General features: G+C 30.0%; 16 protein-coding genes. All 16 read left to right on the top strand.

All coding sequences use genetic code 11. The features are described from left to right. The first annotated feature begins 3 nt into the window (after nt 1-3). Nucleotides 4-267 (top strand): cytochrome c oxidase, cbb3-type, CcoQ subunit, encoded by a 264-nt coding sequence (locus ELQ07_RS05325; RefSeq protein ID WP_002851307.1) that lies wholly within the window; start codon nt 4-6, stop codon nt 265-267. Beyond that, the gene (locus tag ELQ07_RS05320; RefSeq protein WP_002851306.1) at nt 267-1,130 is read left to right on the top strand and encodes a cbb3-type cytochrome c oxidase N-terminal domain-containing protein; all 864 of its coding nucleotides are present in this window, start codon (nt 267-269) and stop codon (nt 1,128-1,130) included. The genes ELQ07_RS05325 and ELQ07_RS05320 overlap by 1 nt, the downstream gene beginning before the upstream one ends. Beyond that, nucleotides 1,127-1,348 carry a DUF4006 family protein gene (locus ELQ07_RS05315; RefSeq protein ID WP_088303601.1) on the top strand — a complete coding sequence of 74 codons (222 nt, stop codon included), beginning with the start codon at nt 1,127-1,129 and terminating at the stop codon, nt 1,346-1,348. Before ELQ07_RS05320 ends, ELQ07_RS05315 begins: the two co-directional genes overlap by 4 nt. Beyond that, nucleotides 1,345-1,446 (top strand): hypothetical protein, encoded by a 102-nt coding sequence (locus ELQ07_RS05310; protein WP_002858872.1) that lies wholly within the window; start codon nt 1,345-1,347, stop codon nt 1,444-1,446. Before ELQ07_RS05315 ends, ELQ07_RS05310 begins: the two co-directional genes overlap by 4 nt. Continuing rightward, nucleotides 1,443-2,045: a hypothetical protein gene (locus tag ELQ07_RS05305; protein ID WP_002851454.1), complete on the top strand. Its 603-nt coding sequence runs from the start codon at nt 1,443-1,445 to the stop codon at nt 2,043-2,045. The genes ELQ07_RS05310 and ELQ07_RS05305 overlap by 4 nt, the downstream gene beginning before the upstream one ends. Next, on the top strand, nt 2,032-2,553 hold the full coding sequence (locus ELQ07_RS05300) for a FixH family protein (protein WP_088303600.1): 522 nt from the start codon (nt 2,032-2,034) through the stop codon (nt 2,551-2,553). The genes ELQ07_RS05305 and ELQ07_RS05300 overlap by 14 nt, the downstream gene beginning before the upstream one ends. Continuing rightward, nucleotides 2,550-4,916, top strand: coding sequence for a PD-(D/E)XK nuclease family protein (locus tag ELQ07_RS05295; RefSeq protein ID WP_134224845.1), 2,367 nt, complete (start codon nt 2,550-2,552; stop codon nt 4,914-4,916). Before ELQ07_RS05300 ends, ELQ07_RS05295 begins: the two co-directional genes overlap by 4 nt. Continuing rightward, nucleotides 4,913-7,678 carry a RecB-like helicase gene (locus ELQ07_RS05290; RefSeq protein ID WP_088303598.1) on the top strand — a complete coding sequence of 922 codons (2,766 nt, stop codon included), beginning with the start codon at nt 4,913-4,915 and terminating at the stop codon, nt 7,676-7,678. Before ELQ07_RS05295 ends, ELQ07_RS05290 begins: the two co-directional genes overlap by 4 nt. A gap of 83 nt (nt 7,679-7,761) precedes the next feature. Then, nucleotides 7,762-8,187, top strand: coding sequence for a 50S ribosomal protein L13 (rplM, locus tag ELQ07_RS05285; protein WP_002779321.1), 426 nt, complete (start codon nt 7,762-7,764; stop codon nt 8,185-8,187). A 2-nt stretch (nt 8,188-8,189) separates the two neighbouring features. Then, nucleotides 8,190-8,579 carry a 30S ribosomal protein S9 gene (rpsI, locus tag ELQ07_RS05280; RefSeq protein WP_002851459.1) on the top strand — a complete coding sequence of 130 codons (390 nt, stop codon included), beginning with the start codon at nt 8,190-8,192 and terminating at the stop codon, nt 8,577-8,579. 125 nt (nt 8,580-8,704) lie between these two features. Beyond that, a complete protein-coding gene (cadF, locus tag ELQ07_RS05275) occupies nt 8,705-9,664 on the top strand; it encodes a fibronectin-binding outer membrane protein CadF (RefSeq protein ID WP_088303597.1) in 960 nt (319 codons plus the stop codon). Further along, the gene (locus ELQ07_RS05270) at nt 9,664-10,305 is read left to right on the top strand and encodes an HAD family hydrolase (protein WP_002867040.1); all 642 of its coding nucleotides are present in this window, start codon (nt 9,664-9,666) and stop codon (nt 10,303-10,305) included. Before cadF ends, ELQ07_RS05270 begins: the two co-directional genes overlap by 1 nt. A 92-nt stretch (nt 10,306-10,397) precedes the next feature. Further along, nucleotides 10,398-13,958 carry a pyruvate:ferredoxin (flavodoxin) oxidoreductase gene (gene nifJ, locus ELQ07_RS05265; RefSeq protein WP_134224844.1) on the top strand — a complete coding sequence of 1,187 codons (3,561 nt, stop codon included), beginning with the start codon at nt 10,398-10,400 and terminating at the stop codon, nt 13,956-13,958. A gap of 23 nt (nt 13,959-13,981) precedes the next feature. Next, nucleotides 13,982-14,293, top strand: coding sequence for a hypothetical protein (locus tag ELQ07_RS05260; RefSeq protein ID WP_002862131.1), 312 nt, complete (start codon nt 13,982-13,984; stop codon nt 14,291-14,293). Next, nucleotides 14,271-15,683 carry a pilus (MSHA type) biogenesis protein MshL gene (gene mshL / locus ELQ07_RS05255; RefSeq protein ID WP_002862130.1) on the top strand — a complete coding sequence of 471 codons (1,413 nt, stop codon included), beginning with the start codon at nt 14,271-14,273 and terminating at the stop codon, nt 15,681-15,683. Before ELQ07_RS05260 ends, mshL begins: the two co-directional genes overlap by 23 nt. Further along, nucleotides 15,676-16,284, top strand: coding sequence for an ATP-binding protein (locus ELQ07_RS05250; RefSeq protein ID WP_070316799.1), 609 nt, complete (start codon nt 15,676-15,678; stop codon nt 16,282-16,284). The genes mshL and ELQ07_RS05250 overlap by 8 nt, the downstream gene beginning before the upstream one ends. Nucleotides 16,285-16,287 lie beyond the last annotated feature (3 nt).

Raw genomic sequence — 16,287 nt, 5'->3', positions numbered from 1 at the left:
ATGATGGAACATTTATCAATAGTTTTTGATGTGATTAAAAATTTAATCACATTTGATTTAGCAACAGTTCAAAAACATGAGTGGGAGATTTTCCAAGGTTATGGTTTTTTTGCACTCGTGATGTTTTTGTCAATAGTATTATATGCGTATTGGTATCATTTATATAGAACAGAAAAAAAAGGTGAGAGAAATTATGAAAATTATGCAAACCTTGCCTTAAAAGATGATATTGATGATAGTGTATTAGAAAGTAAAAGGAGTGCTTAATGCAATGGTTAAATTTAGAAGATAATGTTAATCTCTTATCTTTAATTGGAGCTATTCTTATCATTTTAATCACACTAGTTATTGTGGGTAGAATGTTTAAGCAAATGAAAGAAAAAAAAGGCGAGTCAGAGCTTAGTGAACATAGTTGGGATGGAATAGGAGAGTATAAAAATGCTGTTCCTACTGGTTGGGCTGTGGTATTTTTCCTGACTATTGTTTGGGCTATTTGGTATTTTCTATGGGGATATCCTTTAAATTCTTTTTCAAGTATAGGTCAATACAATGAAGAAGTAGCAACTCATAATACAAAATTCGAAGAAAAATTTAAAAATTTATCTCCTGAAGATAAAATAGCAATGGGTCAAAATATCTTTTTAGTTCAGTGTTCAGCTTGTCATGGAATTACAGGCGATGGTATCAATGGTAAAGCTCAAAATTTAAATATTTGGGGTAGCGAAGAAGGTATAATCAATGTAATTAAACATGGTTCAAAAGGTATGAATTTTCCAGGTGGAGAAATGCTTGGTGCTGCTGATTTAGGTGTGGCAGAAGAAGATATCCCTGCTATTGCTGCTTATGTAGCAAAAGATCTTTCAGCTATTAAGAAAACTGCAAATGAAAATTTAGTAGCAAAAGGTAAAGAAGCTTATGCAACTTGTGCAGCATGCCATGGAGAAGATGGAAAAGGTCAAGATGGAATGTTCCCAGATCTTACAAAATACGGTTCTGCAGCTTTTGTAGTAGATGTTTTACATAGTGGTAAGGCTGGTTTTATAGGAACAATGCCGAGTTTTCCAACACTTAATGATATTCAAAAAGAAGCTGTTGGCGAGTATGTAATTTCTCTTTCAAGGGGTGAATGATGGAAAATAATAACAGATGTGTGTTTTCTCTTTCAGGTGTTACAGGTATGTTAATTGCTACGGTTTTGTTACTTGCTATCTTAGTAGTTTTAACTATTTGGGGTCTTAAAGCTCAGCAAGAAGTGATGCAAAAGCCATATAGTCTTAAAGATGTACAAAGTGTAAAGATGTTTGGTTCAAAAAAACAAGATCATAGAAGTATAAAGGAAGCACAATGAGTAAGGCTTTGGAATATTTAATTGTTATTGGTTTAGTTGTTGCTGCTGCAATCACCGCTTGGTCGGTTTTGACCGTAAATCATCTTCATATAGGATGAAAAAAATATTACAAGATGGCTTTTTTTTAGCCATCTTCTTCTTTGTTTTATTGCCTTCTAGGGTTTTTGCTCTTGATGCTGTACTTTTTAATGAAAATATTTTAAGTCAAAAAGTAAGTAATGAGATTAATCTTATAGGAAAAGAGCTTTACCAAAAAAGTAATATTTTTATCGGTGTTATGGTTGGTGATAAAACTGAAATTGAAACTTTATTAAATAAACAAAAAGAACTTCCTCAATCTTATATATTGCTTCTTTTGTCGAAAAATTCTCACAAAGTTGATATAGTGGGCTCAAAAGGTGCTTTAGCTTTGATTGATAAAGAAGCTGTGCTTAGTCCTTATCCTGGAACAGGATCTATTTTGCCGATATTAGCTACAAATAAAGGTGATATTTATAATGCTGCTATACTTAATGGTTATGCAGATATTGTAGATCGTGTGGCAAAATCCTTAGGATTACAATTAGAACATTCTATAGGTAATGCAAATCGTGATACTATCAATATCTTAAGAATACTTATCTATGGATTTATTTGCTTTGCATTGTTATACTATGCACAAAGAAGAATAAAGAGGAAAAAAAATGTTAGAAACTAAAAAAAGTTTTTGGCCTTATGGTATTTTGCTTTCACTTTTGGCTATAATTATTGCTTGTATTGTAACGATTTTTATAGCAAGTCACCATCCTGTGTATGAGGATGATTTTTATTTTGACTCTTATCAAAATGTTGAAAATAATTACAATCAAATACAAAAACAACAAGTAAATTTTGATAATTTTTTTAAAGTAAATTTTCAAAATGATAAAATCACTTTTATTGGTAAAAGAAAAATTCCTAGTTATGAAGTGGATCAAAATTCCTATGTTGCAAATTTTAAAATTTCTGCATTACAAAATATAAATTCTGATGATTTAAAAGTTCAAGCTCTTCTTACAAGACCATTCACTAAAAATTTTGATCAAAAGTTAGAAGGACAAGTTAAAAATGGAATTTTAAGTATCGCTTTACCTAAACTAGATAAAGGTAGATGGGAGCTTAAGCTAAAGTTTTATGCAAATCAAGAAACAGTGGGTTTTTTTAGCTACGAATTAAATGCTCAATGAAATTAAGAATTTTTAGTTCTTCAAGACAAATTAGAGAGTATTATAACCAAAAAAAACAGCAAAATGCCTTATTAGATAGTGCTATTCATATAGGTGAATTTTTAGATAAAGTTTGTTTGAGCAATTTTCATAAGGCAAGTTCTTATGAAAGCTTGCTTTTAATGCAAGAAGCTTGTCTAAAAAGTAAGGATTTAGAAAAAAAACTAGGAATTTCGGTAGAATTTTTTGCTTTTTTGAAAAATAACGAATATCTTTTTTCTTTTTTTAAAGAACTTAGTTTAGAAAAAAAAAGCATAGAAGATCTTAAAAACAATGATTATTATGCTACCTATAATGAACATTTGGAAATTTTAGATGAGGTATATAAGAATTATCTTGCTTTGCTTGAAAAGAATTCTTTTTATGATGATCTTTCTTTGCCTAAAAATTACACTCTTAATAAAGATTTTTTAGATGAGTATGAAGCTATAGTTTATGATTTGCAAGGTTTTTTGAGTAAATTTGAAGAAAATTTATTAAGTGAAATTTCTCAGATTAAAGAAGTGGTTTTAAGTTTTAAAACAAGTAAATTTAATCTTGAATATCTTTTAAAACTTGATTTTTTAAAAACATTTGATTTAAAAATAAACACTCATTATGAAATCAATCTTTCAAAACAAGAGATTTTAAAAGAAGAAATTTTTAAAACAAAAAATTCAAAAATTAAACTCAAATCTTTTGAATTAAGGGCTTTACAATGCGCCTTTGTTATGGATGAAATTTCACATTTTGTACGCAAAGGTTTAAAGCCTGAAAATATTGTAGTTATAACTCCAGATGAAAGTTTTTGTGAGTTTTTAAGACTTTTTGATAAAGACAATATGCTTAATTTTGCAAGTGGGATTAGTATTAAAGAAAGTTTGTTTTATCAAAAATTTCAAGCACTTTATGAAAGTGCTAGTAGTGCTTCTTTTGTTTATAAAAATCAAGAGGATTATTTTGAAGACACGCAGATGATTTTTGATTATCACAATACGCTTTTACATTCTTTAAAGCTTGATTTTATAGAGTTTAAAAAGTATTTTGATGAGAAATGTGATTTTGAATATTTTGAAAAATTACTTGCTTTGTTTTTAGAAAATGAAAAGCAAGAGCTTGTTTATTTGATACGAAAAGAACTTTATTTTATTAAAGATTTATTGAAAAATCAGTCTTTAACTCTTAAAGAGTTGATCCATCTTTTTTTCATGCAAATTTCACAACTTTCCCTTAGTGATGTAGGCGGAGGTAAGGTTACGGTAATGGGACTTTTAGAAAGTCGTGGGCTTTGTTTTGATGGGGTAATTTTGGTTGATTTTAATGAAGAATTTATTCCTAAAAGAAGTGTTAATGAACTTTTTTTAAACAATGAAGTGCGTAAAAAAGCAGGATTGATTAGCTATGATAGAAGAGAAAATTTACAAAGATTTTATTATGAAAGCTTGATGAAAAATGCTTTAGAAGTAAGTATTTGCTTTGTGGAAAATGAAGAAAAGAGCAAATCACGTTTTTTAGATGAACTTGATTTTGACTTTTTTTATGAAACTCATATCCATCAAAAAGCTTATCTTAATGCTTTAAAATTAGACTATGAGGGCATAAAACCTAATCTAACTCCTATAAAAGCTCCTATTTTAAAGCATAATCCTTTCGAGTTTGCGCTTTCTTTTAGTCGTTTTAATTTATTGGAAAATCAAAAAAGAACTTATTATTATCGTTATGTTTTAAATTTAGCAGAACCTAGGGTTTTAAGCGAGGAAAGCAAAGCGAAAAATCAAGGAAATTTCATCCATAAAATGCTTGAAATTTATTATAAAAATTATGCAAATAATGATTTTGATATAAAAGTTTTTGCAAATTTATTGGATAAAGAATATCAAAAATACAATATTAGCGAACTTGATCTTGAAGTATTTAAATTAAAATTTATACAATTTGCTAAAAATGAAAAAGAGCATTTTTCAAAAGGCTTTTATGTCGCACATACAGAGCTTGAGTTAAATAATATTTTAAAGCTCGGAACAGATAGTATAAAACTTAAGGGCACTATAGATCGTATCGATAGTTCAAAAGAAGGTAATTTGATCATTGATTATAAAAGTGGAAAAGTACCAAGCAATTCTTATCAACTTGCTTTTTACCAAGCCTTATATGATGAAAATGCAAACGTGGGTTTTTATGATTTAAATAGTATGCAAATATTGCACCAAAAAGCTAAAGGTTTAGATGAGCTAAGAGAAAGACTTAAAGACTTAGTTCTTATGAGCAAGGAAGAAATAGAGTTTGAAAATGAACAAGATGAGTACTGTCCTTATAAACTCATTTATAAAAAGGAATTAAAATGAGTCAATTTGAGCCTTTTTTGGCATTAGAAGCGAGCGCGGGAAGTGGAAAAACCTTTGCTTTGAGTGTGCGTTTTGTAGCGCTTATTTTAAAAGGGGCTAGGATTAATGAAATTTTAGCTTTAACTTTTACCAAAAAAGCTGCTAATGAAATGCAAAAAAGAATTATTGAGACTTTTTTAAATTTAGAAAAAGAAAATAAAACCAGTGAATGCAATGAACTTTGCAAGCTTTTAGGTAAAGATAAAGAAGAGCTTATTTCTTTAAGAGATGCTAAAAAAGAAGAATTTTTAAGAACAGAGTTAAAAATCAGTACTTTTGATGCTTTTTTCGGAAAAATTTTGCGTGTTTTTGCTTTAAATTTGGGCTTAAGTAGTGATTTTACAATGAGTGAAAAGAAGCTTGATGTAAGAGAGATTTTTTTAAAACTTCTTAAAAAAGATGAATTAAAAGATTTGGCTTATTATATTAATTTAGTTGATGAGAAAGAAAATTTTTTTAACGAGCTTGAAAAATTTTATGAGAATGCTTATTTTCAAAATCATCCTAAAATTCCAAATCCATCTAAAGCTTATATCAATAAAGCTTATAGTGAGTTAAGAAGTTATTGTTTGGGTCTTACTCATGTAAAAAATTATAAAAATTTGTGTGACAATTTTAAAAGCGAAGTTTTAGATTTATCCGTGTTTATGCAATCAAGCTTTATGACAAAATTTGAAAGTACAAAATATTTGCAAGATTTAGAAAGCACTAACTTGTATTTTAGCGCAAAAAGAATGGAGCTTATAAATGCTTTAAATACTTATGCTATAGAGCTTGAAAATTATAAAATTGCTAATTTAATGAATCTTTTAAATCATTATAGTGAAGCTAAAAATATATTTCATAAAGATAAAAATACCTTAAATTTCCAAGATGTGAGTAAAAAAGTTTATGAGTTAATAACCAGTGAATTTAAGGATATGATTTATTTTCGTTTAGATGGCTTTATTTCGCATTTACTTATTGATGAATTTCAAGATACAAGCGTGATCCAATATCAAATTTTACGCCCTTTGATCGCTGAGCTTGTTTCAGGAGAAGGGGCTAAGAAAAATCGCACTTTTTTTTATGTAGGAGATAAAAAACAAAGTATTTATCGCTTTCGTAAAGGAAAAAAAGAATTATTTGATTTGTTAAAACAAGAATTTAGTCAAATTAAAAGTGATAGTTTAAATACTAATTATCGTTCTAAAGAGCTTTTGGTTGATTTTGTTAATGAAACTTTTAAAGAAAAAATCAAAGATTATAAAGAGCAATTTGCCTTAGAAAGTAAAAAAGGCGGTTTTGTGCGTATTGTGGAATCTAAAGAACAAAAGGTTAAAAACCAAGCCCAAGAAATCAAGGAAAAGACTTTAGAAACTTTATTTGAGCAAATTAATTTTTTAAGATCTAAAAATATTTCTTATGATGATATTTGTATTTTGTGTTGGAAAAATAGCGATGCAGATATGGTTTTGGATTTTTTAAGAGAGCAAAAAATTCCCGCATTTACTCAAAGTAATGTTTTGCTTGAAAATAAAGCAAGCGTAAGACTTGTTTTAGAATATGCTAAATATTGTATTTTTGGCGATGAGTTTTACTTGGTATTTTTAAAAGAACTTTTAGGTTTTGAGCCCAGAAAAATCGCCCTTGATTTTTCAAAAAATGCTATGGAAAATGTACTTTTTTTAATAAAAGAATTAAAACTTGATTTAAATGATATCGCTTTAATGCAATTCATCGAATATGCTAAAACTAAGGAAAATTTTTTAAAACTTTTATTTGAGCCTTGTGCTTTGAAAATAGTAAGCGAACAAAATATGGGTATTAGTATTATGAGTGTGCATAAATCTAAGGGTTTGGAATTTGATCATGTGATTTTGCTTGATAGTTTATCTAAAAACAATTCAAACAATGAAGACATTATGCTTGAATATGATATCAATCAAGGTTGGCAACTCCATATTAAAGATAAAATTCGAGAGCTTACTAAAGAGCCTATTTATACTCTTTTTAAAGAAAATATTACAAGAGCAAATTATGAAGATGATATTAATAAACTTTATGTGGCTTTTACAAGAGCTAAGGAAAGTTTGATCATCGTGAAAAGAAACGAAGAAAGTGTAAATGGAAATTATCCAAGTTATTTTAAGGGGGGATTTTTAAATATACATTCTCAAGAGAGAGGTTTTTTAGAAAGCAAAGAGCAAATTTTAAGTGTTAAAAAAGAAAGTATTCAAGCTTTACAAAAATTTGAAAAAATTAGCCCACAAGAAGTTCAAAGTGAAGAAAAGCTTGATAGTAAAGAGCTATATTTTGGAAATGCTTTTCACTTTTTTATGCAAAATTTAAAACTCCCTAAGGGTGAAAATTTTCAAATACTTACTCAAAGATGCAAGAGCAAATTTAGACATTTTTTGGATGAGAGTGATTTTGAAAAGCTTTTTAAAAGAATTGAAATTTTGCTTAAAAATATTCAATTTCAAAATTTGATTGGTGATGGAAAGCTTTTAAAAGAACAAGCTTTGAGTTTTAATGGAGAAATTAAACAATTAGACTTGCTTGCTTTAAAAGATGAAGAAGCTTTTATAATTGATTATAAAACAGGTCTTGCTATGCAAGATAAACATAAAGAGCAGGTAAGAACTTATAAGATCGCCATTAGTGAAATTTTGAAGAAAGATAAAGTACGTGCTTTTATAGTTTATTGTTTGGAAAATGAAATTCAAATTTTGGAAATATAAACTTTATTTTTACTTAAATTAAGTAAAAATTAATATTATTTTTTATACAATCACATTTTAAATTTTTGGCAAAGGTAAAAATTATGACAAAGATAACAAAGCCAAACGAAGTAAAACGAGAATGGATTGTTTTAGACGCAGAAGGCAAACGCTTTGGTCGTCTTTTAACTGAAGTAGCAACAATTTTGAGAGGTAAAAACAAGCCTTGCTTTACTCCAAATGTTGATTGTGGTGATTATGTAATTATCATCAATGCTTCAAAAGCTGTATTTACAGGTGCTAATAAAGCAGAAGATAAGCTTTATCATAGACATTCAGGATATTTTGGAAGTGTAAAAAGCGAAAAATTTGGTGATTTACTTGAAAAAAATCCTGCAAAATTATATAAATTAGCAGTTAGAGGTATGCTTCCTAAAACAAATTTGGGCAGAGCTATGCTTAAAAAATTAAAAATCTATGCGGGTAGTGAGCACCCACACACTGCGCAAATTGCTAAAGAAGGAAAATAATCATGGCAACAACATACGCAACAGGTAAGAGAAAAACTGCTATCGCAAAGGTATGGGTAAAACCAGGTAGTGGTAAAATTAGTGTTAATGGTGTTGATTTAAACACTTGGCTTGGTGGACACGAGGCGATTAAGCTTAAAGTGGTTCAACCTTTACTTGTGACTAAACAAGAAACTTCAATGGATATTAAAGCAACTACTTTAGGCGGGGGCTATAGTGCTCAAGCTGAAGCTTTAAGACATGGAATTTCAAGAGCTTTAGCAGCTATGGATGCTGATTTTAGAGCCTTATTAAAACCTAAAGGACTTCTTACTAGAGATAGTAGAACTGTTGAGCGTAAAAAATATGGACGCCGCAAAGCAAGAAGAAGCCCACAATTCTCTAAACGTTAATATTTTTTGGTGGGATTTTCCCACCTTTCTACAATTTTTTATAAAACTCATCCTTTTTTCTATCATTTATGTTATAATTGCAAAATTTAAATTTTTATTTTATAACACAATGAAAGGTTTTTTCTATGAAAAAAATATTCTTATGTTTAGGTTTGGCAAGTGTTTTATTCGGTGCTGATAACAATGTAAAATTTGAAATCACTCCAACTTTAAACTATAATTACTTTGAAGGTAATTTAGATATGGATAATCGTTATGCACCAGGGATTAGACTTGGTTATCATTTTGACGATTTTTGGCTTGATCAATTAGAATTTGGGTTAGAGCATTATTCTGATGTTAAATATACAAATACAAATAAAACTACAGATATTACAAGAACTTATTTGAGTGCTATTAAAGGTATTGATGTAGGTGAGAAATTTTATTTCTATGGTTTAGCAGGTGGAGGATATGAGGATTTTTCAAATGCTGCTTATGATAATAAAAGCGGTGGATTTGGACATTATGGCGCGGGTGTAAAATTCCGCCTTAGTGATTCTTTGGCTTTAAGACTTGAAACTAGAGATCAAATTAATTTTAATCATGCAAACCATAATTGGGTTTCAACTTTAGGTATTAGTTTTGGTTTTGGTGGCAAAAAGGAAAAAGCTGTAGAAGAAGTTGCTGATACTCATCCAGCTCCACAAGCAAAATGTCCTGTAGAACCAAGAGAAGGTGCTTTGTTAGATGAAAATGGTTGCGAAAAAACTATTTCTTTGGAAGGTCATTTTGGTTTTGATAAAACTACTATAAATCCAACTTTTCAAGAAAAAATCAAAGAAATTGCAAAAGTTTTAGATGAAAATGAAAGATATGATACTATTCTTGAAGGACATACAGATAATATAGGTTCAAGAGCTTATAATCAAAAGCTTTCAGAAAGACGTGCTAAAAGTGTTGCTAATGAACTTGAAAAATATGGTGTAGAAAAAAGTCGCATCAAAACAGTAGGTTATGGACAAGATAATCCTCGCTCAAGCAATGACACTAAAGAAGGTAGAGCGGATAATAGAAGAGTGGATGCTAAATTTATTTTAAGATAATGAATAAAACTATTTTATTTGATTTAGATGGCACTTTAATTGATTCTACTGATGCTATTTTAAATTCTTTCCAAGGAGCTTTTAAAGCCCTTGGATTAACTTCTAAAAATAATGAAGAAATCAAAAATCTCATAGGTTATCCTTTAGAGCAAATGTTTAGAATGCTTTATCCAGATAAAGTAAATTTAAGTAAAGAATTTGTATTAGCTTATCGTGAAATTTATGCACAAATTTATTTAGAACAAACCACTCTTTTGCCTAAAGCAAAAGAAGCATTAGAACTTGGAAGCGAAATTGCAGATCTTGGTATAGTTACAACAAAAGGAGGTAAATTTACTCCGATTTTACTTGATTATTTGGGAGTTAAAAAATTCTTTAAAACTTTAATTACTCTTGAAGATGTCACAAATCCAAAGCCAAGTTCCGAGCCTATAATTTTAGCCTTAAAAAGACTCAATAAAACTCAAGAAAATGCCTATATGATAGGCGATACAATACTAGATATTCAAGCTGCAATTTCTGCTAATATCACTCCTTTGGCCTTAGCTTGTGGCTATGGCAATGAAAATGAATTAAAAGCCTATTCTATGGTATTTTTAAATGCATATGAGGCTGTTAATTATATAGCTAGATTAAACTAATTTCAAGTTTTCGTTAAACGCCTTTTAAGAGAATTTATAGTAAATTGATAGCTAAAAAATTATAAAAATTATCAATATAAAGGAAGGTCTCAATGGGTAAAATTATGAAAACTATGGACGGAAATGAGGCTGCTGCATACGCTGCGTATGCTTTTACTGAAGTTGCTGGAATTTATCCTATTACACCTAGTTCTCCTATGGCTGATTACACCGATATGTGGGCAGCTGCAGGCAAAAAAAATCTTTTTGGAGTTCCTGTAAAAATCGTAGAAATGCAAAGTGAAGCAGGAGCTGCAGGTAGTGTGCATGGATCTTTACAGGCTGGGGCTTTGACTACAACTTATACAGCTTCTCAAGGATTACTCCTTAAAATTCCAAATATGTATAAAATAGCAGGTCAATTACTCCCCTGTGTAATCCACGTAGCAGCGCGTTCTTTGGCTGCTCAAGCTTTATCTATCTTTGGTGATCATCAAGATATTTATGCGGCAAGACAAATTGGTTTTGCTATGCTTTGTTCGCATTCTGTGCAAGAAACCATGGACTTAGCTGGTGTAGCACATTTAGCTGCGATTAAGGGAAGAGTGCCATTTTTACATTTTTTTGATGGTTTTAGAACAAGCCATGAAATTCAAAAAGTTGAAGTGATGGATTATGCGCATTTTGATAGATTATTAGATAGAGAAGCTTTGCTTGAATTTAGAAATAATGCTTTAAATCCAGAAAATCCAAAAACACGCGGAACGGCACAAAATGATGATATTTATTTTCAAACTAGAGAAGTAAGCAATCGTTTTTATGATGCTTTGCCTGATGTTGTTAATGAATATATGCAAGAAATTTCAAAAATTACAGGTAGAGAATACAAACCATTTACTTATTATGGTCACAAAGAGCCAGAGCGTGTGATTGTTGCTATGGGTTCTGTAACTCAAGCACTTGAAGAGGTAGTGGACTATCTTAATGCTAAGGGTGAAAAAGTAGGGATTTTAAAAGTTTATCTTTATCGCCCATTTAGTTTAAAATATTTCTTTGATGTTATGCCAAAATCAGTGAAAAAAATCGCAGTTTTAGATAGAACCAAAGAACCAGGAAGTCTTGGGGAGCCACTTTATCTTGATGTAAAATCAGCTTTCTATGGAAGAGAAAATGCTCCTGTTATAGTGGGTGGAAGATACGGACTTTCTTCAAAGGATGTTGATCCTGCTCAAATGATAGCAGTATTTGAAAATCTTAAACTTGATAATCCAAAAGATGGCTTTACTGTAGGTATAGTTGATGATGTAACTCATACTTCACTGAGTACTGGAGAGAAAATTTCACTTGGAGATGAAAGTACGATCGAATGTTTATTTTACGGACTTGGTGCTGATGGAACTGTGGGTGCAAATAAAAACTCGATTAAAATTATCGGAGATAAAACGGATTTTTACGCTCAAGCTTATTTTGCTTATGATTCTAAAAAATCAGGGGGTTATACAAGAAGCCATTTAAGATTTTCTAAAAAACCTATTCGTTCAACTTATCTTGTTTCAACTCCGCATTTTATCGCTTGTTCAGTAGCGGCTTATTTGGAAATTTATGATGTTTTAGCAGGAATTCGTAAAGGCGGAACTTTCCTTTTAAATAGTATTTGGAATGCTGAAGAAACCATAAGACAACTTCCAGATGCAGTAAAGAAAACTTTAGCTGAAAAAGAAGTAAATTTTTATATCATCAATGCAACCAAACTAGCTCGTGATATAGGTTTGGGAAATCGTACAAATACCATTATGCAATCAGCTTTTTTCAAACTTGCAAAAATCATTCCTTATGAAGACGCACAAAAATACATGAAAGAGCTTGCGTATAAATCTTATAGTAAAAAAGGCGATGCTATTGTAGAAATGAATTACAAGGCTATTGATGTGGGTGCTGATGGACTTGTAAAAGTTGAAGTGGATCCAAATTGGAAAAATTTAGAACTTAAAGAAAAAGAACAAACCAATGCCTATAAAGGTACTGAATTTGTTGAAAAAATCGTAAAACCTATGAACGCAGCTAAGGGCGATGATTTACCTGTTTCAGCCTTTTTAGGTTATGAAGATGGAAGTTTTGAACACGGCACAACCGAATACGAAAAACGTGGTGTCGGGGTTATGGTGCCAAGATGGATAGAGGCAAATTGCATCCAATGTAATCAATGTGCTTCAGTTTGTCCACATGCTGTTATCAGGCCATTTTTGATCAATGATAAAGAAATGGCAAATGCACCTCGTGGTGTAAAAGATCATGCTTTAGAAGCTAAAGGAACTAAAGGAGAAAAATTAAGCTTTAAAATTCAAGTTTCTCCACTTGATTGTACAGGCTGTGAGCTTTGTGTTCATGAGTGTCCTACTAAAGAAAAATCTTTGGTTATGGTACCACTTCAAGAAGAGATGGATTTTGGTGAGCAAGAGAATGCGGATTATTTATTTAAAGAAATCACTTATAAAGATGATATTTTAAATAAAGAAACCACAAAAGGAGCACAATTTGCCCAACCTTTATTTGAATTCCATGGGGCATGTCCTGGATGTGGGGAAACTCCTTATATTACTTTAATTACAAGATTGTTCGGTGAAAGAATGATTGTGGCTAATGCGACAGGATGTAGTTCTATTTATGGGGGTTCAGCTCCATCAACTCCTTATAGAAAAAGTGTGAAAAATGGACATGGTCCTGCTTGGGGAAATTCACTTTTTGAAGACAATGCTGAGTTTGGTTTGGGTATGAAAATTGCAACTGAAAACACAAGACACCGCATTGAACATATCATGAATGAAAGTATGCAAGAAGTTCCAAATGCTTTATCAGCCCTTTTTAAAGATTGGATTGCAAATAAAGACAATGGTGTTATGTCTGTGGAAATTAAAGATAAAATGATCCCTATTTTAGAGCAAAATAAAAATATTAAAGCGGTGCAAGATATACTAGAGCTTAAACAGTATTTAAGTAAAAAATCTCACTGGATTTTTGGTGGTGATGGTTGGGCTTATGATATAGGCTATGGCGGACTTGATCATGTTTTAGCAAGTGGAGAAAATGTAAATATTTTAGTGCTTGATACAGAAGTTTATTCTAATACAGGCGGTCAAAGTTCAAAATCTTCTAGAACAGGAGCTGTAGCACAGTTTGCAGCAGCAGGCAAACCTATACAGAAAAAAGATCTAGGTCAAATTGCTATGACTTATGGTTATATTTTTGTAGCACAAGTAAATTCAACGGCAAATTATACTCATCTTATCAAAGCTATCACTGCAGCTGAGGCCTATGATGGACCATCTTTGGTGATTTGTTATTCTCCTTGTATAGCTCATGGTATTAAAGGTGGGCTTGGTTACTCAGGAGAGCAAGGTGAGCTTGCTACAAAATGTGGTTATTGGCCACTTTATACCTTTGATCCTCGTTTAGAAGAGCAAGGAAAAAATCCTTTAACTCTAACAGGAAAAGAGCCTGATTGGGATTTATATGAGCAATTTTTAATGAATGAAGTGCGTTATAATTCACTTAAAAAAGCAAATCCTGAACACGCTGCTGAGCTTTTTGAACGCAATAAAAAAGACGCTCAACGTCGCTATAGACAGCTTAAGCGTATCGCTATGGCTGATTATAGCAATGAGGTTGAAAGCTGATAAAATATATTTTTAGTGCTACATTGTGTTTTAGCACTTTGTTTGCACAAGATAATTTTGAAGAGTATTTTAAACTTATAGATAAAGAAAATCGCATAAATTTTAATACTCTTCAAAACCCATTTGTGAATCCTACTTTTGAAAAATTAAGACATATTAAAATTACTGCAATTATGCTTGATAAAGTAAAAATTTATGATCGATGGTATAAAAAAGGTGATATGATTGATGATGCTATAATACATGAAATAAATACTAAAGAGATTAAATTCCAATATGATAATTTAGAAATTGCAATCCAAATAAATAAAAATGATAAGATTAATATTAATTAACATTCTTTTTTGCCATTATCTTTATGCTTTAGATTGTCAAAAGCGTCTTTTTGATATCAGTATTAATGAAAAATTAAGCATACAAGAAAGTCTTGATGAGCTTGCAAAATATTGTTCTTTTAGTATTATTGTTAAAGATAAAATTGCCAAAGAAAAATTAGAAACGTTGCAAAACTCTGTCAATATTCATCAAATGAGTTTAGACGAAATTTTTAATTTTTTTATCAAAGAGCATGATCTTAGCTATGATTTTGATGGTAAAATTTTAAGAATTTCAGGCATTAATACGAAGATTTTTAAGATAAGTTATATCACTTCTATCAGAGAAGGACAAAGCATAACTAAAGCGTCTGTAGACGCTAAACCAAGGCAAAGTGAATATAGCGGTAGTTTTGATGACGCAGAAGACAATATGATTAAAAGTATGGAAAAATTTGATTTTTGGCAAAATATAGAAAAAGAGATTATTGTATTATTAAAAAATTCTCATGAAGATTATGAGGCTAAAACTCCCATTATAAATCCCAATGCAGGTCTTATTATAGTAACTGGAACAAATTCTCAGTTAAAAAGTGTGAAAAATTATTTGCAAAAACTAGAAAATCGTCTTAAAAAACAAGTTATTATCGATGTTAGTATACTTGCTGTGAGTTTAAATGAAAGCCATTCTAGTGGGATTAATTGGCAAAATTTTAATATAGGTTTAAATTCACAAGTAAATAATGAAAATTCTTTTATTCAGTTTCAAAATGGGCAAGGTTTTGTTAAGAATTTGGGTTTAAGGGCGAATTTAAATTTTGATTCTATTATTAACTTTCTTTCTCAAAATGGAAAAACTAGCGTGCTTTCTAATCCAAAGCTTATGGCTTTAAATAACCAACAAGCCATTATTTCTGTAGGCGATACTATAAATTATCAAGTTAAAGAAAGTTCTAAAGGTACTGAAAATGGGACTACTGTTAGTGAAAGTTATAATAATTATTCTATTTTTGTAGGCATTTTACTCAATATCTTGCCTGAAATTTCTGATGATGGAAAAATAATGCTTAGGATTAATCCAAGCTTAAGTGATTTTAAGTATCCAGAAGATAATAAACGACAAAAAGAACCAAGAACTATTGCTCCTGATACCATACAAAAAAAGCTTTCTAGTGTTGTGCAAGTAGAGAATAATCAAACTTTAATTTTAGGTGGATTGATTTCTCACGATAAATCTAATGAGAAAAATTCTATCAATTTTCTATCAAAAATTCCAATCCTAGGTTCTTTGTTTAAAGGAGAAGTTTTAAATTCTAAAGCAACCGAAATTGTTTTTATTATCACTCCAAGTATAGTAGATAGTGTAAACGCTCCAAGTCTTAAAGATCTAGGATTTAAGCATTATGAGTAAAATTATTCCATTTAGAGAAGAAATTTTTCATCAAATCAATCAAATTTTAGAAAGCCAAAAAGCTTTTATTTTTTTATGGGGAAAAAGTGGTAGCGGTAAAAGTGTATTGTTGCAAAGATTGGCAAAAAAATATAATGTTGGTTTTATTAATGAAAATTTTAAAGATCAGAGTTTCTTAAAAGAAAAAATTGAGTTTTTGATTTCACAAGGTCAGAGTTTAATCATTCTTGATGAAGTAGGAATGTATGATTATGCAATGCTAGAAAGCATTAGGATTTATAGTGATTCTATAAGTTTTGTTTTAAGTTCTCATAAAAAGTTAAATATACTTAAAAAAGAGCATTTTAAAAGTCGTTTAAGTGCTTGTTTTGAATTGAAAAATATTAGTCTTTTAGAGCTTGATGATTATATTAAATTGAAATTCGGAATGAATTTTTCAAATAAATGTCTTAAGTTTTTACAAAAAATTTCTCAAGGAAATTTAAGATATATTGATAAAACTTTAAAAAGTTTTTATGAGATAAATAGTTTTTTTGATAAAAATAAAAGTCAAGAGTATATTTTAAAGCTTAGTGCTTTAGAGAATGGCTTATTAAGGTAAGAT

Origin of the sequence: Campylobacter sp. US55 (assembly GCF_004378955.1) — a bacterium.
Taxonomy (GTDB): domain Bacteria; phylum Campylobacterota; class Campylobacteria; order Campylobacterales; family Campylobacteraceae; genus Campylobacter_D; species Campylobacter_D jejuni.
The sequence above is the reverse complement of the archived record's forward strand: the minus strand, read 5'-3'. Positions and strand labels throughout refer to the sequence as shown.